Annotated in this window: 17 protein-coding genes; 9 read left to right on the plus strand and 8 right to left on the minus strand. The window is 58.7% G+C overall.

All coding sequences use genetic code 11. The features are described from left to right. The first annotated feature begins 76 nt into the window (after positions 1–76). Positions 77–1900, plus strand: a complete 1824-nt coding sequence (locus Pan189_RS14955) for a SpoIIE family protein phosphatase (RefSeq protein ID WP_145364775.1) — start codon at positions 77–79, stop codon at positions 1898–1900. Between the two features lie 17 nt (positions 1901–1917). Here the strand turns inward: Pan189_RS14955 and Pan189_RS14960 are convergent, their stop codons facing one another. The 6 genes from Pan189_RS14960 to Pan189_RS14985 form a co-directional block, all read right to left on the minus strand. Next, positions 1918–3444, minus strand: a complete 1527-nt coding sequence (locus Pan189_RS14960) for a mercuric reductase (RefSeq protein WP_310820542.1) — start codon at positions 3442–3444, stop codon at positions 1918–1920. A 191-nt stretch (positions 3445–3635) separates the two neighbouring features. Further along, a complete protein-coding gene (locus Pan189_RS14965; protein ID WP_310820543.1) occupies positions 3636–4481 on the minus strand; it encodes a TVP38/TMEM64 family protein in 846 nt (281 codons plus the stop codon). A gap of 92 nt (positions 4482–4573) precedes the next feature. Continuing rightward, the gene (locus Pan189_RS14970; protein ID WP_145364777.1) at positions 4574–5722 is read right to left on the minus strand and encodes a TVP38/TMEM64 family protein; all 1149 of its coding nucleotides are present in this window, start codon (positions 5720–5722) and stop codon (positions 4574–4576) included. Between the two features lie 78 nt (positions 5723–5800). Continuing rightward, positions 5801–6892 (minus strand): arsenosugar biosynthesis radical SAM (seleno)protein ArsS, encoded by a 1092-nt coding sequence (gene arsS / locus Pan189_RS14975; RefSeq protein ID WP_145364778.1) that lies wholly within the window; start codon positions 6890–6892, stop codon positions 5801–5803. Between the two features lie 139 nt (positions 6893–7031). Further along, on the minus strand, positions 7032–7550 hold the full coding sequence (locus Pan189_RS14980) for an REP-associated tyrosine transposase (protein ID WP_145364779.1): 519 nt from the start codon (positions 7548–7550) through the stop codon (positions 7032–7034). Positions 7551–7650: 100 nt separating this feature from the next. Further along, complete coding sequence (locus Pan189_RS14985; protein WP_145364780.1) at positions 7651–8832, minus strand: DUF8838 domain-containing protein; 1182 nt, start codon at positions 8830–8832, stop codon at positions 7651–7653. A 348-nt stretch (positions 8833–9180) separates the two neighbouring features. Here Pan189_RS14985 and Pan189_RS14990 point away from each other — a divergent pair, with 348 nt between their 5' ends. From Pan189_RS14990 to Pan189_RS15010, 5 genes are all read left to right on the plus strand, one after another. Beyond that, a complete protein-coding gene (locus Pan189_RS14990; protein ID WP_145364781.1) occupies positions 9181–9681 on the plus strand; it encodes a type II secretion system protein in 501 nt (166 codons plus the stop codon). A gap of 164 nt (positions 9682–9845) precedes the next feature. Further along, positions 9846–11108 carry a YkgJ family cysteine cluster protein gene (locus Pan189_RS14995; protein WP_145364782.1) on the plus strand — a complete coding sequence of 421 codons (1263 nt, stop codon included), beginning with the start codon at positions 9846–9848 and terminating at the stop codon, positions 11106–11108. Positions 11109–11287: 179 nt separating this feature from the next. Beyond that, positions 11288–12904, plus strand: coding sequence for a hypothetical protein (locus Pan189_RS15000; protein ID WP_145364783.1), 1617 nt, complete (start codon positions 11288–11290; stop codon positions 12902–12904). Between the two features lie 131 nt (positions 12905–13035). After that, positions 13036–13422 (plus strand): DUF3467 domain-containing protein, encoded by a 387-nt coding sequence (locus Pan189_RS15005; protein ID WP_145366210.1) that lies wholly within the window; start codon positions 13036–13038, stop codon positions 13420–13422. A 51-nt stretch (positions 13423–13473) separates the two neighbouring features. Then, positions 13474–14352: an NAD(P)H-hydrate dehydratase gene (locus tag Pan189_RS15010; RefSeq protein WP_145364784.1), complete on the plus strand. Its 879-nt coding sequence runs from the start codon at positions 13474–13476 to the stop codon at positions 14350–14352. A 68-nt stretch (positions 14353–14420) separates the two neighbouring features. On the opposite strand, the gene sppA is transcribed toward Pan189_RS15010, so the two are convergent. Next, positions 14421–16310 (minus strand): signal peptide peptidase SppA, encoded by a 1890-nt coding sequence (sppA, locus tag Pan189_RS15015; RefSeq protein ID WP_145364785.1) that lies wholly within the window; start codon positions 16308–16310, stop codon positions 14421–14423. Positions 16311–16629: 319 nt separating this feature from the next. On the opposite strand from sppA, the gene Pan189_RS15020 reads away from it, so the two are divergent. Next, positions 16630–17460 carry a hypothetical protein gene (locus Pan189_RS15020; RefSeq protein ID WP_145364786.1) on the plus strand — a complete coding sequence of 277 codons (831 nt, stop codon included), beginning with the start codon at positions 16630–16632 and terminating at the stop codon, positions 17458–17460. A gap of 154 nt (positions 17461–17614) precedes the next feature. Here Pan189_RS15020 and Pan189_RS15025 read toward each other — a convergent pair whose 3' ends face one another. Beyond that, positions 17615–18562, minus strand: coding sequence for an alpha/beta hydrolase (locus Pan189_RS15025; RefSeq protein ID WP_310820545.1), 948 nt, complete (start codon positions 18560–18562; stop codon positions 17615–17617). A gap of 396 nt (positions 18563–18958) precedes the next feature. On the opposite strand from Pan189_RS15025, the gene Pan189_RS15030 reads away from it, so the two are divergent. Next, entirely contained in the window at positions 18959–19828 is an 870-nt protein-coding gene (locus Pan189_RS15030; RefSeq protein ID WP_310820546.1) for an SAM hydrolase/SAM-dependent halogenase family protein, read from the plus strand. Then, the gene (gene bioD, locus Pan189_RS15035; protein WP_145364789.1) at positions 19825–20580 is read left to right on the plus strand and encodes a dethiobiotin synthase; all 756 of its coding nucleotides are present in this window, start codon (positions 19825–19827) and stop codon (positions 20578–20580) included. The genes Pan189_RS15030 and bioD overlap by 4 nt, the downstream gene beginning before the upstream one ends. Positions 20581–20656: the final 76 nt, after the last annotated feature.

Consider the following 20656-nt stretch of genomic DNA (forward strand, 5'->3'; position numbering starts at 1 on the left):
ATTGATCTCGCTACCTGAATCCTACCGGCTGTGACCGACGCGACGATACTCCGCGAACGGGCCGACAATTGGCGCGTTGGTCGACACGTTGACCCGGCGAAAATCAGACGGTTACACTGTCGAGTCGGCGTCCGTCGCTTTGCTGGAGCGCGGCGGACGCGATGAATCGGCTCTGCCGTCATTGTGGAACCTCGTTGTGCCGTATCTGGTTGTTGATCAGGGGGCGACCCCGGGACATATCTTCGAACTCGATCGTGAGACGACGATCATTGGTCGTCATCCGACTTGCGATATCGTCGTTGAGAATGCCGCCGTCAGTCGGCAGCACGCCGCCGTCGCCGAAACGCACGGCGAATTTCATGTCGAGGACCTTCGCAGCCGGAATAAGACGTTCGTCAACGGCTGCCTGCTCGAAGGCACAGCGGCCCTCGAAGACAATGATCTGATTCAGATCTCCGACCACCTGTTCCGCTACCGCGTGGCGAAGCCGGCGACGGGCGACGCGGCTGACACGGACCCGAATCTCAATGCTCGCGGGCAGATCTTCTCGCTCGACGAAGACACCCTCGACGAAGGTCCGACACATTTCGAATCGTCTTCGGTCCTCGGCACGCTCAATCTGAGCGATCCGCAGGCCGTCAGGCGTGCCGATCCAGAGCAGAAACTGCAAGCCGTCCTCGACATCGGACGGTCGCTCGGCAATTCCCTCGACCTCAGCGAATTATTGGCGTCGGCACTCGATTGCCTCTTCCGCGTCTTCCCGGAGGCCGATCACGGATTCGTTCTGCTGACGGAGACCGATCAGCACAAAATTCGTGTCCATGCCGCGAAATCACGCGACGGCAGCGAAGCCGATCCGCGTGAGCACGTCAGCATGACCGTTGTGAAGCGAACATTGTCGACCGGTGACGCGGTCCTCAGCGCCGACGTGGCCGACGACACGCGGTTTCAAAAGAGCGAGAGCATCGGCGAGTTGCAGTTGCGATCGATCCTCTGTGTGCCGTTGACCGATCCGAACGGATCGACGTTCGGCGTCGTCCAACTCGATACCTCTCAGATCGAACGGCAATTCGGGTCCGAAGACCTCGACACACTCGCCTCGGTCGCCTCGCAGATCGGATTGGCCGTCCAGAACGCGCGGCTGCACAAAGAAATGCTCACGCAGCGTGACATGCAGCGCGACCTTGAGTTCGCAATGCAGGTGCAGCTCGGCTTCCTGCCGAGCACGCGGCCGAACACGGACGGCTATGAATTTTATGACTATTATGAAGCCGCGAAGCGGGTCGGCGGCGACTACTTCGATTACATCCTTCTGCCGGGAAACCGCATCGCCGTCACGATCGGCGATGTAGCCGGCAAGGGAATGCCCGCGGCCTTATTAATGGCCCGGTTGTTCTCATCGGCCCGGTACCACCTGTTGACGAAGCCAACGGTCGAGAGCGCGCTGACCGAGTTGAATCAGGAAATCGCGGCCAGCCGTTTAGGGCATCGCTTCATCACGTGTCTGTTCGCAATTGTTGACCAAACCGCAAATACGATTACAGTCGCCAGCGCCGGGCATCCTGGAAGTCTGATCCGCAGCACCGGCGGCCAAGTCGAAAGTTTTCCTGTGAAATCTCGCGGCTTGCCGATCGGCATTTCTTTGGATCAAACATTCGAGTCGGTCACTCGACCGCTCGACGTCGGCGACACCTTCGTCATCTTTACCGACGGCATTACCGAAGCGATGGATCCCGAGAACGACCTGTATGGAACCGACCGCCTCTCCGCCTACATATCGAGCGGTCCGGAGTCGATTGCCGACCTGATCGAAGGAATCGTCCAGGACGTCGACAAGTTCGCCAAAGGGCAGGGCCAGCGCGACGATATGTGCCTGGTCGGATTTCGAAGAATTCAATAATGATCGCAGCCGCGTCATCATTTCGAGCTGGTGAATTGAATCATCGCTTTGAGCAGCTTGGCAGTGAACGGCGTCAGTTTACTCTTTTGATATTGATCCCCTAATTTACGGACGGCTTCAGCGCGGGTCGGGTAGGGGTAGATCGTTGCCGCGAACTGACCGAGGCCGATCCCGGATGTCATTGCGAGACTGAATTGAGAAATCAATTCTCCGGCGTGCTCGCCGACGACCGTCGCTCCGACAATTTTGTCCGTTCCTTTTTTGACATGGACCTGGACAAACCCGGCGGTCTCTTCTTCAACAATGGCACGGTCGATATCGCTAAATTCCTGGCGAAACGTCCGAATCGCCGGGCCGTTCTCGACTGCTTCGCTTTCGGTCAGCCCGACATGAGCCAATTCCGGTGACGTATATGTGGCGTGCGGAATGGTTAGCGCAGAGGCTTTCCCCCGCCCCCAAAAGAAAGCATTTCTGATGACCGTGCGGGCGAGGAAGTCAGCGGCATGGGTAAATTTATATTTTGATGCGACATCGCCGGCGGCATAGATTCGGGAGTTTGAGGTTTGCAATCGGTCACTAACCTGAATGCCCTGACGCTCGTCAAATTCGACACCCGCCGCATTAAGATTTAGATCGATATTCGGCACCCGGCCCACCGCAATCAATAGCCGGTCCGCCTGAATTGATTTCTCATCCCCGTTCGACTGATACCACACAATCGTTTCTCCGCCGCGCGACTCGACCCGTTGAACGGAGCTATTTAGTTTCAGGTCGACCCCGTCTTCAATCAAAGCATTTTGTACGACGGCGGCGGCCTCGGAACTCTCCCGCGCCAGCACATGTGCGGAGCGCTCAATTAGAGTCACGTCGCTACCAAATCGTGCGAAGCACTGCGCTAATTCACACCCAATAGGCCCGCCTCCCAAGACGACGAGCCGCCGTGGTAGTTCGGTCAACGAGAATACCGTTTCATTAGTGAGGTAGTCCGCATCCACCAAGCCGTCGATTGGTGGGGCCGCCGCGCGACCGCCGGTGGCGATGCATGCCTTGGAAAACTCGAGTCTGGTTCCCTCGACTTCCACAGCATCTTCGGCAACGAACTTCGCCTCGCCAAGGTAAACGTCGACTCCGAGCGATCGAAATCGCTCGGCCGAATCGTTGGGGCTGATATCGGCCCGCAACCGCCGCATCCGCTGCATCACCGCCGGAAAATCGACGATGAGTTCTTGCCCATTTGCGACAATACCGTCGACCGCTCGACGGCGCCGGGCGGCCGCGTGTGCTGCTGAAAGGAGCGCCTTGCTGGGAACACATCCGACGTTCAGGCAGTCGCCACCCAACAGCGATTTCTCGATGAGTGCGACTTTCGCGCCCAAGCCCGCGGCTCCCGCTGCGGTGACCAAGCCGGCCGTTCCGGCACCGATGACGACCATGTTGTACCGGCCCTGCGGCGTGGGGTTTTCCCAAGTCTCCGGTCGGACGTTTGCCTGCAATCGAAGATTATGGTCGATCAATGGCTCCAACGCCGTGATTCCAGATGTCATAAACTCGCTTTCACAGGCTTTGTTAATTGCACCGAATTATTCGATTGATAAAGTCGCTCTTCAATCGCGATTATAGATTAAATCGGGCGTTACTCGAACATCAGATCACCGGGCCATCGTCCGATAGTTCACAACACTGACTGTGTATAGCGACCGACCACTGTAAGTGAAGGCGAAAAAACGTCTCAACGTCACTCTCTGTTAGCGTCTTTTCTCGTCGATTCATGCGACGCATCGGGTGCTTCCGAAGCACGTTTGGCAACGTCTGGGGCAAGTTTCTTAATTATAAACCGAGCGAATAGGGGAAACAGGCCGAGGGCCGCAAACGCGATTAAAGTCGGCCAGGTGAGCACACTCGAAATGCCCCGTTGGGCCAATACTTCCAGCGTGGGAACCTGCGCCCCTGCCAGAATATAAACGACCGTCCCCGGCAGCATCCCTAACTGGCTGACCCACCAGAATGTCAAGACGCGGATCGGCGTCAAACCCATGACCGCATTGATCACAAAAAACGGGACCGCGGGGATTAATCTCAGCGTGAACAGGTAAAACGCACCTTCATCTCGAAACGCCCGATCGAAGCGCTCCGCATAGCGAGGAAAACGATCCCGTATCGTCTCACGCAATAAATATCGGCTGATTAGAAACGAGATGGTAGCCCCGGCCGTCGATGCGAAGCTGACCAGAATCACTGCCGTCACAACCCCAAGCCCGCCGGGCATGAGCCGGGCAAAGAGCCAGCCGTAAAGCAGTGTCACGGCCCCCGCGGCCGGCAGCGACGCCGCGGTGATCACGACATAGGCGGCGAATGCAATCGCGATCATTGCCGCAAGATTTCGTCGACCGAAATCGAGAAACGTCGACTCATACCCCGCTAATGCCGAAAGTTTGAACAAGTCGCCGAACGCGAGGTAGAGTCCGCCAACTGTGACGGCCAGAACGGCAATAATGAGTACCCGCTTCCAGAGCGTTACGTTTGAACGTTCTTTCGAAACATCTTCGGTATGGGATTGACTCCCTGCTTGATCATCGACCATCAACATCGCTCCGGAAGTGCTGGGCGACGTTCGTCCTGCCGCTTCAAATTAATAATAAGATCACCTCACGCATCTATGGCGAATTTAATAGTTCAGCGACGACGCCGTCGCCCTGATGCCCCGGCTCGAACTGACTTTCTCGAACCGGGAGCATCGTCTTCGAGTTCGGAAATATCTTTCCGAGCATCGGCGATGGTCGGAGCCCCCGAGTCATCGGCCAGTTCTTTTAATTGACTGAATCCACCACGAATTTCTTTATTGGTCAGCAATCGAATGACCAACGGCACCATCCCCACGACGGCAAGACTCCCCCACAAAGCAACGCTCTCGACTGATTCACCGGGACCATTAAGCAGCAATGTCTCCAGTGAGGTCAAATCGGCCCCCGCGCTGGCATAGATGAGATAGATCGGCAGCAGTCCCAACACGCTGACGAGCGTAAATGTGATCGTGCGGATCGGACTCAGTCCGATCACGAGATTCGTAATCAGATACGGCATGCCGGGAATCAGCCGCAACGAAAACAGGACGAAGGCCGCCTCGGATCCGAAGATCGTGTCAATCGCTTTCACCCGCGACGGATTGACCCGCTTGACCATATCGCGGAGGAACCAATGCACGAACCAGTATTGCATCATCGCACCGATCGCCTCGCCCGCGGCCGCACATAAGACCGCATAGATAACGCCGCTATCGTCATAAACCTGGTGAAATAAATACCCGTACGCTGCCACCAATGTGAGCCGAACCGGCAGACCGATCGCCGCCGCCATTAGTGAAAGGCCAAAGCAGATGCAAAGAAGTCGGAATCCGTCCGCGTGGCCGTAAGCGACGTAAGACGCTTCGCGTTCTCGCAACTCGGCCAGATCGGCGGCCCGCGCCTCACTGGCTTGCGTGATTTCAGAATTAATCCGTGTGACCTCGCCGCGAGCTTTTGCCTCGGCATCGGGGCTCAGTCGAGCGCGCTCTCGCGCCGCAGCCGCCTCCATCTGCTGTTGGAGGTCCGTGATCTTGGCATCGTGCGCGGGCAGCCGATCAGTGGGGAGCAGCGCCTGCCCGTTCCAGTAGATCAGCGCAACGCCCGCGTACAAAAGCAGCAAAATCACTGCTTGGATGAGCAGCGTCGTCGGCGAACTTACTTTCAGCGTCGGCGGTTTTTCTTTCACCGCACGGCGAACAGCGGCGCCGCGAGGGTTCGACCGCTGACGGCCGCCGTCCGACCGAGAACTTCCGTATGACATCGATCAGAAAACTCCGTGGCTGTGTCAGGACGACATCAATTGGATGGCCGCGATCGACCGGTCATGACGCACACGCGGTCATGTCCCCGAGTCGATCGCCCCCTGACAGCCGGAACCCGCACCTGCCATGCAACCGAAACAATGTCGGTTCACGATCACCCGTCGGCCCGCCACCGCTGGTCGGTCCTCCGCAACCTCCGGCTGATCGAGGTCGCGGATATTGTTCGGGATCGAGGCGTCGACTTCCAGACCCAGCATCTGATTGAAATCGCAGTCGTACAGCCGCCCGTCCCACCCAACGCTCAATGTATTGCGGCACATCAGCCCGTCGACGGCCGCCGGGTTAAATGCACGCACAAGTTTCATCAAATATTCATCGAAGCGACCCTGATCGACGAGTTCCTCCAAGAACCGACTGATGGGCATATTCGTGATCGTAAACAGCCGGGTGAATTCGACACCGAAGCGCGACCTAAGCTCTTCGCGGTAGTCGGCTTCGAGCGATTTCTGCTCGGGCGGCAGTGAAGGACCAACCGGATTGTAGACAAGCGTGAGCGACAGTGGTGAACCGGGCCAGCCGTACCCGAGTTCGTTCAGCCGGAGCAGCGCCTCGATCGACCGTTTGAAGGTCCCGTCGCCGCGCTGCTTGTCGGTGTTTTCTTCGAGATAGCAGGGCAGCGACGCGACGACCTCGACCTGATTCTCAGCCAGAAACTCCGGCATGTCGCGGAACTTGGGCGTGGTGAGAATTGTCAGATTGCAGCGATCGATCACGTGCACCCCGAGCTCGCGGGCCGATGTCACCAAATGGCGAAACTGCGGATTCATTTCGGGCGCCCCGCCCGTCAGGTCGAGCGTATGCACGCCACCGCGCTTTAAGACGCGCAGGCACGCGTCGGCCGTCTCCCGATCCATCATCTCCCGCCGATCGGGCCCGGCGTCGACGTGACAATGCCGACAGGTCATGTTGCAGAGCTTGCCGACGTTGACCTGCAAAATCTCCACCGGCCCCGCCGTCAATGGCCCGAGGCCGTGCTGTTCGAGATGTTCCTCGAACGTCGAATGCTGCTCCGCCTCAGACAGCAACCGCACCTGCGCCTGCCCATCGGCAAGTGCATGCCCCCGTCGGGCCAGCGACTGCGTCGGTCGATGGAGTTGGACCAAGTTCATCGGCAGATTCTTCGGGATAAAATATCGGGTGGCCCGGCCGAACATCGGCCGGGTCGCGCAGCGACAAGATGCTGTTCGAGAAACTTTCGCATGTTCTACAAATGCCCAACGCTTCAAGCGATTGATTCACTGCCGAAGATCACTCAAGACTATCCGGCCAACCAATCGGCACGCCGACCGAACGTCCTAACTCGTACCAACCCACTGATGACCAACGCCAGTCGGTGGCTCGGTCAACCAGCCCCGCTCGAACAGGATTCAAATGCATGTAGTTTAATTTCTCCTCGGCCTTCGCAATGTTCAGCACATTGAAGTCGTAGTACCGTGCCTGCCAGACTGTTTTGTCATCAAGACCATTCCAGTATTTGGGCATCCATATCTCATAATGTCTCGCAATCAATGAGGATGTCTGCATCTTCCAGACATCCATGAATTCACAGAGTTGCCCCGGCGTCGGAAACCACACCATCGCATGCACGTGATCCGGCATGAGTACAAATCCGAGGCATAATCCGCTTCTGTCGGAGAGGCGTTGGCCGAGTTGGCCGAGGACGATCCGACATTGCTTGTCATGCTGAAGAAGTTTGCGGCGTTTAAAGCATGAGAACGTAAGAAAATGGACCGTCGGCTGGTCGTCGATGACCTGGCGGTGAGACATCTTTAAATCAGGTCACTGTGACTGGCGAATCGGTAAGGTTCTCGAAAAGCATCTTGTCGCTGCGCGACCCGGCCATGAAAGGCCGGGCTACCCGTTGGTTTCAACAACACGCCCCGCCGTCGCAGCCCTCCGTCTCTGCCTCGGTCGTCGCGTCGTAATCCTTACCCTTCGTTTCTTCCGGGTGTCGCCGTGCGTTCTTTCGGCAGTCGTATTCCGCAGCTTGTTCGAGCGGGATGTTGTGCCGCGGTTCGACCGGTAAGAACTGGCCTTCGTACGGGCCTTGTTGCAGCAGTCTAAAAGTCTTGTCGCAGACGGCCATGCGTTCGCCGCGGTAGTAGGTGTGGCCGTCGTCGTCGGTGACGTGTTGAAAGGGGCCGCGGTAGATCATCGCCTGATTACGGTCGAGGCACGGGCCCTGTTTGCCCTTGTACGCGACGACGGTAACAGAGCGGAATTCGATCCCATTGACCGTCCGCCAAGGTTTTTCTTCGCGTTTTTCGATCGCAATGCCGTGGAAGCCGGCCGCTTCGAATTCCTTAAGGAACTGGTCCTCCCGCCAAGCACCGGAGATACAGCCGGACCACAGCTCGGGATCATTGCGCATCTGTTCGGGGACGTCTTCATCGCTGACGATATCACTGATCGCCGCTTTGCCGCCTCGCTTGAGCACGCGGAAAATCTCAGCAAAGAGCTGCCGGCGGTCGGCTGGGCGGACAAGGTTGAGCACACAATTGGAGACGACACAATCGACCGAGTCGTCGGCGATCATCGGCTCCTCGCGGCGGATACGATCTTCGATCCGCCGGGCTTCGAGGATGCCGTCGACTGTCGAAACGTCGACATCGCTAAGCGATTCAGCAAGCTCTTCCAAATCGATCGCGAGGTCCTGAATTCGGCCGTTGCGGAAGTCGACATTTGAGAATCCGAGTTTGTCGGCCATCTCGCCGCGATATTGGCGGGCGAGTCCGAGCATTTCGCAATTGCAGTCGACACCGATGACCCGGCCCGACTCGCCGACGACCTGGGCGGCGATGTAGCAGAGCTTGCCGCCACCGGAGCCGAGGTCGACGACGGTGTCGCCCGGTTTCAAGAAGGGGGAAGGGTCGCCGCAGCCGTAATCGCGCTCGATGATTTCGTCGGGAATGATCTCCAGCAGCGAGCGGTCGTATTCAACGGGGCAGCACAGCGCCTCTTCCCGCTGTGTCGCAGCGGCGGAGTAGCGTTGCCGCACCGAGTCATCTTCCGTGAGAACCTGCAATCCCTTTGAGCTAACGGTGGCCATCGCGTTCCTGATGCTGATCGATTTCTGTTGGATCGGCGTGACGTGCCAGCCGAACCTTCGTGCTTGTTGCAACAAAGATACGCATCTTGTCAAACGTCATGCTGTGATGCATCCCACAAAAACTGACACGCGCTGGATGCGGGCGACCACCGCCGGAACCGGTAGAATCGGCACATCTGTTCGGACTGATCGCCGACAGTGCTCAAAAGTGCGAGAATCGACAATGACCACGTTTCGATTTGACAGCGCACCGGTGCGACCTAAGTTTTCGGCGAATCGCAACTCAACGACGGCGATGACCATCTCCAAAAGCCGTCGCAAATTCATCCCCGGAAAGAGACAGTCCCCATGCGGTGCCCCAACACTCGTCGCCAGCGACGCGGATTCACGCTCGTCGAAGTCTTGATTGTCGTCGTGATTCTCGGAATTCTGGCCGCGACGGTTCTGCCGTCGTTCACCGATTTCAGCGGTGACGCCCGCGAATCGGCACTGAAGCAAAACCTTCAGATGCTTCGGAGCCAGATCGAAATGTATCGGCTCGAACACAACGGGAAATTCCCGGCCAATGGTTCGACGACAGAGTCCGATTTCATTGAAGCCTTGACGCTTTCGAGCGATACCAACGGCACCACTGGTGCGATCGGGACGAAGCCGCACGGGCCGTACATTGTTGGATCGGTCCCCGCGAACCCGCTCAACGGCGAGAACTCGGTTACGATCATCGCCACGTCGGTTTCGGCCGCCACGCCGGATGACTCGACCGGCTACATTTACAACCCCAGTACCGGCCAAATCAAAGCGAACAGCACCGGGGTTGATGCCGACAACGTCGACTACGATTCGTACTAAGTCGGTGCCGGGTGATCCTCGGGTCGAACGACAGGTCATCCACGTTTGACCCGCACCTTTTCAAATTGAACCGGCAACCGCTTGCGGTTGCCGGTTTTTTCGTGCGCCCTATTGTGGCACTGTCCTCTGATAGTCCGCCCCCCAAACTTCGCCACGCTTGTCGGATGAGCCTGCCGATCGACCTTCCCGTCCTGCAGAACTGGAGTTGCCACAATTGCGGCGGCTGCTGCCGACAGCACCTCGTCGAAATCACGGCGGCCGAAAAAGACCGAATCGAGAAGCAGCGGTGGGCCGACGATACCGCCCTCGGCCCCGGGACACCCGCGGTGGTGCCGCTCTCGCCGAGACAAAAGCGTTGGCGATTGAATCAACGGCCCGACGGCGCCTGCGTGTTCCTTGATGAAAACGGCCTGTGCCGAATTCACGCCAAGTTCGGGGAGGCGGCCAAACCGCTCGCCTGCCGCGTCTATCCGTATGCGTTTCATCCCGCGGGCAAAAATCGCGTCACGGTCAGTCTGCGCTACAGTTGCCCCTCCGTTGTCGGTAACCGCGGGGCCTCCGCCAAAGAAAGCGCTCAGGAAATACGAAAGATCGGGCGGGAAGTTGTCCCGAAAAAGAAGCAGGATTACCCGGCGCCCCGAATCTCCGCCCACGAGAGCGTTGGCTGGGAGGATGTTGGTCGATTCGTCACCGCGCTCGACGCGACCTTCGATCGCGAGCAACCGGTCTTGCACAATCTCCTGACGGCCGTGTTCTGGATGAGCATCGTCGATCAGGCAAAGTTCGAAGACGTCCGGGGCAAGCGACTCGAAGAATTTCTCGATCTGATCATCGCCGGAGCGGCCGCCGAAGTGCCCGATGACCTCGGCGAATTCGATCCGCCCTCGCGGATGGGTCGGCTGCAATTTCGCATTCGCCTCGGATATTACGCCCGCAGGGATACCGCGGCGATGATGGCCACGGGGCTGCGCGGGCGATGGCGTTTACTCTCGGCCGCGCTCGGCCTAGCAAGGGGGAAGGGACAGCTTCCGATGCTGCGGGACGATCTGCCGCGAGTGCCGTTCGAGGCCTTGGAGCAATCATTCGGGCCGCTGCCGGAATCGACCGATGCCCTCTTCGCCCGCTACTTCCGAACGAAAATCACGGGTATGCACTTCTGCGGCCGGGCGTACTACGATCGCCCGCTGTGCGAGGGGCTGTTCTCGCTCGCCCTGGTTTTTCCGATCACGCTCTACCTGGCCCGCTGGATCGCCGCCGCCGATGGCCGGTCGACCCTTTCGGACGATGATCTCGCCCATGCGCTCACGATCGCGGACCACAATCACGGGTACTCCGAGGCGCTCGGCTCAACCTTCGCGACCCGGCAAGTCCGTCAACTGATGACACTGGGTGACCTGCCGAAGCTCTGCGTGTGGTATGCGAGGTGAGTTGAGTGTTGAGAGTCGAGAGCTGAGAGCTGAGAGTCTCACGAATCGGATTTCATTTTTGGCCGTCTGACTGCTGAATTCGACGTACTCAAGACAATCGTTGGCTTCGTCGGTGCGCTTTAAGACGCTCAGCGATTCGCTTAAGCTGGGGGAACATTCGTACCAGAACGGAATCGGACATGTCGACATCGCCGAACGGGTTGTTTCGCGGCTACGAGGACGACGAAGCGGACGATATTCAGAGTCTGCCGGTCTCGATCCCGCTTGAACTCGTGGTCCGCGATCACGAAGTCATCCGCGAACTGCTCCAACATTCTGAAGGTCGCGACCGGGACGATTTTGCCCTCTCGGCGCTTCGGCTCGGCGTTCTCTCGATTCGACAGGCCTCCGGCGAAATCGACTCCTCAGCCGTTCGGCGGGAAGGGGAGCGACTGATCGAGGGTGTCGAACAGTCTCTTTCCCAACACAAAGCACTGCTCGAATCAAAACTTCAGGACACGCTTCGCACTTACTTCAATCCTGAAGATGGCCATTTCACCGAACGGGTCCAGAAGCTCGTCGACAAAGATGGCGAATTTGCCGGCGTGATCGAACGCATGGTGACGGGCGAAGGCTCCGAACTGGCCCGCCGGCTCGATCAACAGTTCGGCCCCAATAGTTCTCTTGCCCGCATGCTCTCGAGCGATCCCGAAGCGGGGGACGGCTTCCTTTCGGCGCTGCGACGGACGATCGAGGGAGACGTCACCCGGCAGCGGGAAATGTTGCTTAAGGAATTTCAGATCGAGAATGACCAGTCGGCTCTGTACCGCCTGCTGACACATGTCGCCAACAAGAATAAGGAACTGCGCGAAGGTCTGGCTTCGGAGGTCACCAAACTGACCGACGAATTTGATTTCGGCCGTGACGAGTCGGCGATTTCACGCATGAAACGGTCTCTGGAGCAGACACAGTCGAAGATCGATCAAAACCTGACGCTCGACCAGGAAGACAGCGCCCTGTCGCGGCTCAAACGAGAGATGTTCGAACTGCTCAAGGAACAGGGCAAGTCGGCCAGCGAGTTTCAGGAGGAGATCAAGAGCACGATCCGAGAACTGAAAGCCCGTGAGAAAGAACGAGCCGCCTCAACGCGACACGGCGACGACTTCGAGGCCGATGTGCTCGCCGCTTTTCAAACGGCCGCCGAGCCATCGGGAGCGATCGTGACCCCGTGCGGGAACACGACCGGCAGCATTCCGTACTGTAAGAAGGGCGACATCGTCATCGAACTCGGTTCCGATCACGCGGCAGCCGGAAGCAGAATCGCGATCGAAGCCAAGGAAGACCGGTCTTACTCGCTGAGCGCCGCGCTGGCTGAGATCGAAGAAGCGCGGAAGAATCGCGGAGCCGAGGTCGGCATTTTCATTTTCTCTTCGAAAGTAGCCAGCGAAGACTTCGAACCCTTCTCGCGAATCGGAGACGATCTGCTCGTGGTGTGGGATTCGGAAGACCCTGACGATCAGCTCAAGGTCCGGCTCGCGTTCAGCGTGGCCACGGCGCTGTGCACTCACAAAGGGGCACAGCGAGACCGAGTCGAAGTCGACTTTACGGAGATCGAAACTTCAATCCGAGCGGTCGAGAAGCAGGCCGGCAGCCTCGACGAAATTCGCAAATTCGCTGAGGGCATCGAGGATCGGGCGGGCAAAATCATTGCCAAACTCGATACCCGGCAGAAGACACTGCGTCGGCAAGTCGATCGTCTTGACGATCAGGTCGAGGAGCTGAAGAACGTATTCAAGACCGTGGCCGAGGATGCGTGATCAGCGACGATTCCAATCCTGATTCCGGTCGAAAACCAAACAATCGCCAAAGTCGGGCGTCCTTACTAGCACGAGCGACGGATGCACATTAGGGTGCCGATCTGTTGGCACAATTCAGTCGCAACAGCGGCTTGAAACGTCAGTTTTACCTCACGACCTTGGAGCATGACGTGGCAGACGAAACGACGAATGGCGATGCGGCCGATGACGGCAATCCTCCGCAGCAGCAGGTCAAATTCAACGTGGATGATTCGAACGTCCACGCGACCTACACCAACTTCTGCCGGGTCAACAGCACTGCGGAAGAGTTGATTCTCGACATCGGGCTCAATGCTAATCCCGCGACCGCGCAGGAAGGCAACGTGCGGGTCGATCAGCGGGTGATCATGAATCATTACACGGCGAAACGACTCTTGGCCGCGCTTTCGATGGCGGTTCAGCGACACGAGCAGGCCTTCGGTGCGATCGAACTCGACGTTCGCCGTCGGGTCCAGGCCATGCCGCCCGCGTCATCTTGAATTCCAGCTGGCGTTGGCCGCGCTCGCTAAATCGATCATTCGGACGTTCCGATGCCCGACGTTCGCCGAATTGACCAACCCCCAGAGCCCCCCGATCGTGAATCGGGGGGGCACAAGGGGACGTTCGGTCGCGTCGTGGTCGTGGCCGGATCCCGCGGAATGTCAGGAGCGGCTGCGCTTTGTGGCTTGGGGGCTCTGCGCGGCGGAGCCGGGCTGGTTTTTGTCGCGATCCCCGATCGCATTGTCGAGACCGTCGCCTCGGTCGAGCCGGCGCTGCTGACGGTTCCGATACCGGATGACGCGACGGGGCGATTCACGGCTTCGTCACTTCGTCCCGCACTCGACGCGATTTCCAAAGCCGACGCCGTCGTGCTTGGCCCCGGCATTGGTCAGATCGATGAGAGTCGCCAATTCGTGCGGTCGGTCCTTGACGCATTCGAGGGACCGCTCGTGCTTGATGCCGACGGCCTTAACGCGGTGGCTTCGAGCGGTCCGCCGTTCGACTTTGGCCCGGGACCGCGAATACTGACACCTCATCCGGGCGAATTTTCTCGGCTGACGGGGCGATCGATTCATGACGTGCAGGCGAGCCGTGAGACCTCGGCGATCGAGTTTGCCAAGCAAACCGGGGCGGTGGTCGTGCTGAAGGGAGCGGGGACCGTCGTGACCGACGGCGAGCAACTCTTCGTCAATTCGACTGGCAACTCCGGTATGGGAACGGGCGGAACCGGTGACGTCCTCGCAGGACTTCTCGCAGCGCTCCTCGGGCAGGGGATGTCGCACTTCGACGCGGCCTGCTTCGGTGCCCATTTGCACGGACTGGCCGGCGATCTGTCCGCGGCGGAACTGACCGAGCCGGGAATGATTGCCACCGACCTCGCGTGGTTCCTCACGCGGGCTTGGGAAGTCGTGCTTGGTGAGGAAGGGTAGCGGAAATTGAAATGCCGACGCAGGGACCCACGGGGCGGTGCCCGTGGGCTTTGCGGAGGGACTTTTTGCTATTCGATGCGCAATTGGAACGGGACGAATGTGAGGACGCGTTCCTCGGCGAGCTTGTTGACGATGTCGAGGTGACGCAGTTCTTCGCGAACCGTTTGGGGCAACAGCCTCATCGCCTCTTTCGCTGTGGCTTTCGCTCGGACCTCTTCGTCGAGCGAACTGAAGAGCGATTCGAACGGGCTCTTGGCCTTAGGCAACTTCAGGCGTTCGACGCGATCGCGCTCGCTCGCCTTCAGGGTTCCGGCTTTGATCGCCAGTTCCTCGGCCGCCTCAACCGCGTCGTCGAGCGTGCCGATCTCGTCGACCAACCCGAGTTCTTTGGCGATTAACCCTGTATAGACGCGACCGCGGGCGAGTTCCTCCAACTTCTCGACCGGCATGGCTCGACCGGCCGCCGCTTTCTCGACGAACAGTTCGTAGGTCTCGTTGAGCATTTGCTGCACGGCTTTACGTTCAGAATCGCTGAAGGGCGTTAACAGACTGAACGTGCCGCTATTCTTGCCGCGGGCAACGATGTCAGTCGTCACGCCGACTTTATCCATCAATCCCTTCACTGCGACTTTGCCGCCCACGACTCCGATCGAACCGGTCAGCGTGCCCGGCTCGGCGAAAATCTTCTCGGCTCCCATCGAGATGTAATAGCCGCCGCTCGCCGCGACGTCGCCCATGCTAACGACGAACGGTACTTCGAGGGTCTCCAATGACCGCCACATCAGATCGCTGGCGAGAGCACTTCCGCCGGGACTGTTGACCCGGACGACGACCGCTTTGACCGTCTCATCCTCTTTCGCTTTCTCAACCGCTTTAACGAACGTCTTGCTTCCCAACGACTCGCCGCCGAACAGGTCGGACGAGCTCTTGCCGTCCATAATCGCCCCGCTCGCGTAGATGACGGCGATCTTCGGACGAAATGTCTTCTGCTCGACGGTGTCTCCCGAGAGCAGATTCATCAGCTTCACGAATCCGTTGAAGCCGCTGAAGTCTTTGTCGATATCCTCTTTGCCGAATTTCTCGGCCACCTTCAGTTCGTCAACCGTATCGATCGCCTCATCTCGGGCGGCGAGGTCTTCCTTGATGTAAGCATTCAATTGATCGGCATAGGCGAGACGATCAACCAGCCCCAGCTTCTGTGCCGACTTCGCCGTGTGGGGTCCGGAATCAATCGCGGAACGCACGGCGTCTTCGGTCATCCCGCGTGACTCGGCGATTCCGGAAACGGTGTAGGCGTAAAGGCTGTCGAGCAGCGTCTCCATTTCTTCGCGAAAGGGTTCGCTCATGCTGGTGCGGGTGTAAGGCTCCGCCGCCGATTTGTACTTGCCGACGCGAAGAACCTCGGGGTCGATGTCGAGCTTGTCGAACATGTTCTTGTAGAAGGATATCTCCGCTCGGATTCCGAGAACGGTCAGCGAACCGCTTTCCGGAATCACAATCTTGTCCGCCGCGGACGCGACGACGTACTGGGGTAGATTCGCCGAGTCGAGATAGGCATAGACCGGCTTTCCCTTCGACCTGACTTCGCGGATGACCTGCACAAACTCATGCACCTTGCCCCAACCGAGGGTCGGCGAATCAAGCTTCAGAATAACGGCGTTAACGCGTTGGTGGTCGCCGGCTGAGCGAATACGGCCGAGCACGTCATCGAGCGTTTCGCTGACTTCGCCGAACAGTCCCGGCAAAGGTGCTCCTTCGCGGTAGGAGCCTTTGAGCGTGATCTCTGCGGCAACCCGCGAAATCTCTTTACCTGTATTCTTTTCGCCGCTGTCTTTGTCTTTCGCCAAGGCAATTTGAGGAACGCTGAGCGTGAGTGCGCAGCCAATCGCGAGGGCGGCCAGCAATGCGCGTCTCGCCCGAGGCACATTTCCCGTGAACGTTGCGTTGTCCGTGAACATAGAGCGGTCCGTCGATCGTGGGGGGAGTTTGATATGATTGAGCCCGGTGAGAACTATCTGACGCCGTCGGCAGAACATTGATTTTGCCAACACGCCGTCGGGAGTCGCTCACGCAAGTTGTACCGGTTGAAAATAGGATAGCGGGCCCCGCGTCATCCGACCAATGCCCGCACTCCCGGCAGGATCGCTACGATCCGATCGACGCCGCACGATCGGGCTGCCTCACCTCCCAAAGTCGAGCGTTATCGCAGTTGAAGTTCCTCGGGCGCGCGGCGACACTTGGTGACCTTCCATTTCTCGAAAAGGTATCGCCGTCCTCATGACGCACACCCTGAAACGATTGGCCCGCGGGGCATTCTTCGCCATTGTCGCCGGATGTTATGCCGCAAGTCCTGCCGCGGCGCAGGGGTTGATATGGTACCCGCCGAAAGAAGACGGTGCGGAGTTCCGCTACGAAGGCACGTTCGAACAAACGAACTTCGAACCGAATAGCGTCGAAGACACGTTCACGTGGGATCGTCGGCTGACGATTCGAACTTTCGGGCCGGTCGATGCGGATTTCGACGGCAAGACGCAACCGTGCTGGTGGCTCGAGTTCAAACTGGAAACCGGAAAGATCTCTGAGACCGGGATCGACACCGGTCCCGCCGGCCCCGTCCTTTCCAAGGTTCTGGTCCCCGAGTCGGCAATTCGCGACCAACCGGTTGATGAACTCGGATTGCCGGTCTCTTTTCTGCCGATCGTCCGCGGTTACATTCGCGTCGGAAATGGGCCGGTGCAGGAGCTTGAGGCCAAAGCGTTTCAGGTGTTCCCGCGATTGGCCACTCTCAGGCACTATCGGCCGACGGAACTGACTAAGGGTTCGGAGTCGACAATCGACACGCCGGCCGGCTCATTTACGGCGACGGAGTATGAAGCCGACTCAAACGTCGAGAGCCGAGACTTTCAGGTCAAGAATCAGGCGACGCTATTCGTCTCACCTGAAGCCGGCGTCGGCCCGGTGCGTTGGTCGTCAAGGACCGAACGCTCTCGGAAAGAGAGCACGCAGCCAAGGGCGACGTTCGAACTGAAGTCGCGCACAAGCGAGACGATGGAACTGCGAAACATCGGCACGGCGCTGCAGAGCGAACTGATCACGCCGGGCGAATGAGATTCGAGTGGCCCGGGGCATTTTTTTCGCCACTCCCGGACGGAGAAATCTTGAATTCGCAATTGCATCAGTGATTTATGGTCAACACCGAGTTGGCGTCGGGATCGGAACGATGACTCTTGCCGCCATCGCCGCGTGAACGAAGCAACGCAAACTACCGCGACAATCGGCTGTGGCGGTCGACCCACGGGTCGTTGAGGTCACGCAGTTTCTGATCGAAGAAACCGGTGATGCGTTCGACGATCTTCGTCGAGCGCGCGACCTGCGGTTGAAACAGGTCGGTACCGCGTTGGCCGACGCCGGGGAACTCGCGCAAAAATGAGTTCATTTTGCTTTCCGGGACGTTCTGATATTCGGGCCAGCCGGTGACCTTTTTGAACGCTCGATCCGCGGCGTTTTTGTCCTCTCGATCCTTTTCGCCGACGAGGATAAAGAATGAGACCCCGAAGGCTGGAACCGACAACTCCCGCACCGCGTTGTTCATGGGCATGCCGGGCGCACCTTCCGATGGCGAAAGCATCACGATGGCCCGCACATCCCGGCCGCGCGGCGTGCGTGTCTCGAAGGTCGGGGCATCGGGATAGGGCTTCTTGTACCAGTCACGCAGGGCGAACGTGACTCCGACGGCGCACATCGTATCGGCGCACACGATGCCGGTCTTACGAACGTTGAGCCGCTCCGCGTGATGCTCTTCCATCAGAAATTCTTTGACGGCTTCCAGATCCTGCGCCGCCATCGCGCGATAGTCGAACGGCGTCAAACGCTGCCCGCCGCGCTGATTCTGAGCCGACTGGCTTTCGCCGTGCTTGCGTAAATCAACGGCCACGACGGCATAGCCATTGTCATGCAGATGCTCCGCCAACGGCTTCCACAACACGCGGTTTCCGTCTTTGCCATGCACAAGCACGACCGCCGGTGACTCTTTGCCGGCACCGGAGCGATAGTAAGTGATCGGAAGAGTCCACCCATCGTCGGTCTGCACGGAAGTCGTGATGACCTTCTTGTCGTCATCCTGCGCAATAGCCGGCGAAACGGCAGTGACGCACAACGCAAAAGCGACGGAGCAGGCGACGCCGGTTCCGATCTGATAACGTCCGGGCATGGCTCGTTCCTCGACTTGTTGAAAAACAGTGTTGTTTCCGCAGTGATGTTTCGATCCGAACGCCGTTGTGACCGAGGCGTCGATCGCAACGACGATCGGTCTATTCAACGAAGTTTTTGAAAGCGGGCGATTGCCCATCGATCCTGACAGGAAAGACCGCGAGTCAATTCGCTGTCCGCCGACGCAAGACCCGCACGGGGCGATCAGTCACCCGGCAAGAAGGCCCAACGGCGGCTCCCGCGATCCTATCTGTTGACGCGACGGTTCGCAGCGAAAAAACTGCGTTTTAGGTAAGCCCCATCGAACAGAATCGTCTCACCAGCAGTTTATGAGGCTCACGCATCCGTGGTCAATTACGACCGACCTTGCGGCTCCGAATGATTCCCCGAGTTCGACTTGAGTACCGCGACAGCTTCAAGCAGTGACAAGCTGATGCCGACTGACCGCCCGATCGTCACACTGATGACCGATTTCGGACTGCGCGATACCTACGTCGCTCAGATGAAGGGCGTCATGACGTCTCAGCGACCCGGCGTCAACATCGTCGATCTCACCCACGCGATTCCACCGCAGGATATCGTGGCAGCCGCGTTTCAATTGGACGATGCGATTGATGCGTTTCCCCCGGGAACGATTCATCTCGTCGTTGTCGATCCGGGCGTCGGAACCAATCGCGACATCCTCGCGGTGCGAAGCGGCGGCCAGTTCTTTGTCGGACCCGACAACGGAATATTTTCTCGCATTCTGCGGCGTGACCAAAGCGCGATAGTGATTGCCGTTGATCAGTCGAAATTCAAGCGGAAAGCCGGCTCAGCCACGTTTCACGGGCGCGACATCATGGCACCGATTGCTGCCCGACTGGCGACGTTCAAACGAGAAGTCTCCGAAGTCGACCTTCTCCAACTCGGGCAACCGACTCGGCCGATGTTGCTCGACGCCACAGCGGACATCGAACCCGATCTCTTCGAGAATACCGAAGGGCGGGTTATCTGGTGTGATCACTTCGGCAATTTGATCTCGAACATTAAGGTCGGTCAAAGATCTGACTTACCCGAACGCGCTGACGTATCGATCGGCGAAACGGAGGAGATTCCTGTTGTTCGCTGCTACGCAGAAACCCCGCGAGGTTCCCTATTGGCGTTGATCGGCAGCGCCGGGCGACTGGAAGTTGCGGTCAACGGAGGGAACGCCTCGGAGCGTTTGAATGTCGGCGTGGGTACCTCCATCACTCTGACCTGCACTCCGACGGAGGCAGCGGACCGATGAGTGTGAATCTTGCATCTGAAGCAGTTGCCAAACCGGCAACCGGGCTGTTTGTCGTCGGCACCGACACTGACATTGGAAAAACGTACGTCACATGCCTGATTGCCCGCCAACTCGTTTCAGCGGGGAGCATTGTCGGCGTCTACAAGCCGGCGTGCAGCGGAGCGATCTCCTTACCGGACGGCTCGCAATCGTGGGGGGACATCGAAGCACTTTATGCCGCGACCGATGGCCGGTTCGAACGATCGCTGATCTGTCCGCAACGATTCGTCGCCCCGTGCGCACCTCCCGTGGCGGCAGCAATGGAGGGCTGCCGAGTCGATGATCAGCGCCTGACCTCCGGATGCGAGCTTTGGCATGACCGCTGCGAAATACTGTTGGTCGAGGGAGCAGGGGGCCTTTTGAGCCCGGTCAGCGAAGAGTCGACCGTCGGTGACGTAGCGGGTCGGATCGATTACCCCCTGCTGCTGGTGGCGGGAGCCGGGCTGGGCACAATCAACCACACGCTGCTCACGATCGAAGCGATCGAGCGTCGCGGCCTCAAATTGGCCGGAGTCATTTTGAACGAGCATACCCGTTGCGAGGACGACCAAAGCGTCGCCACAAACTGGCAGGAGTTAGCCAAGCGAACGAACGCCCCGATCCTGGGACGCATTGGGCACGGAGGAACCGAGGTCTTGCGGGACGACGGCGGCTCGGCGAGAATCGACTGGCTCAACATTGTCCACTCTTCAGGTCACTCAGCCCGCGAGTGAAGATTGATGCAGCGATGACGATTCGAGTCTGAGTAACACCGGGCATTGACTCGTTGTCTGCACGCGATGGTTGGGA

It is taken from the genome of Stratiformator vulcanicus (genome assembly GCF_007744515.1).
GTDB lineage: Bacteria > Planctomycetota > Planctomycetia > Planctomycetales > Planctomycetaceae > Stratiformator > Stratiformator vulcanicus.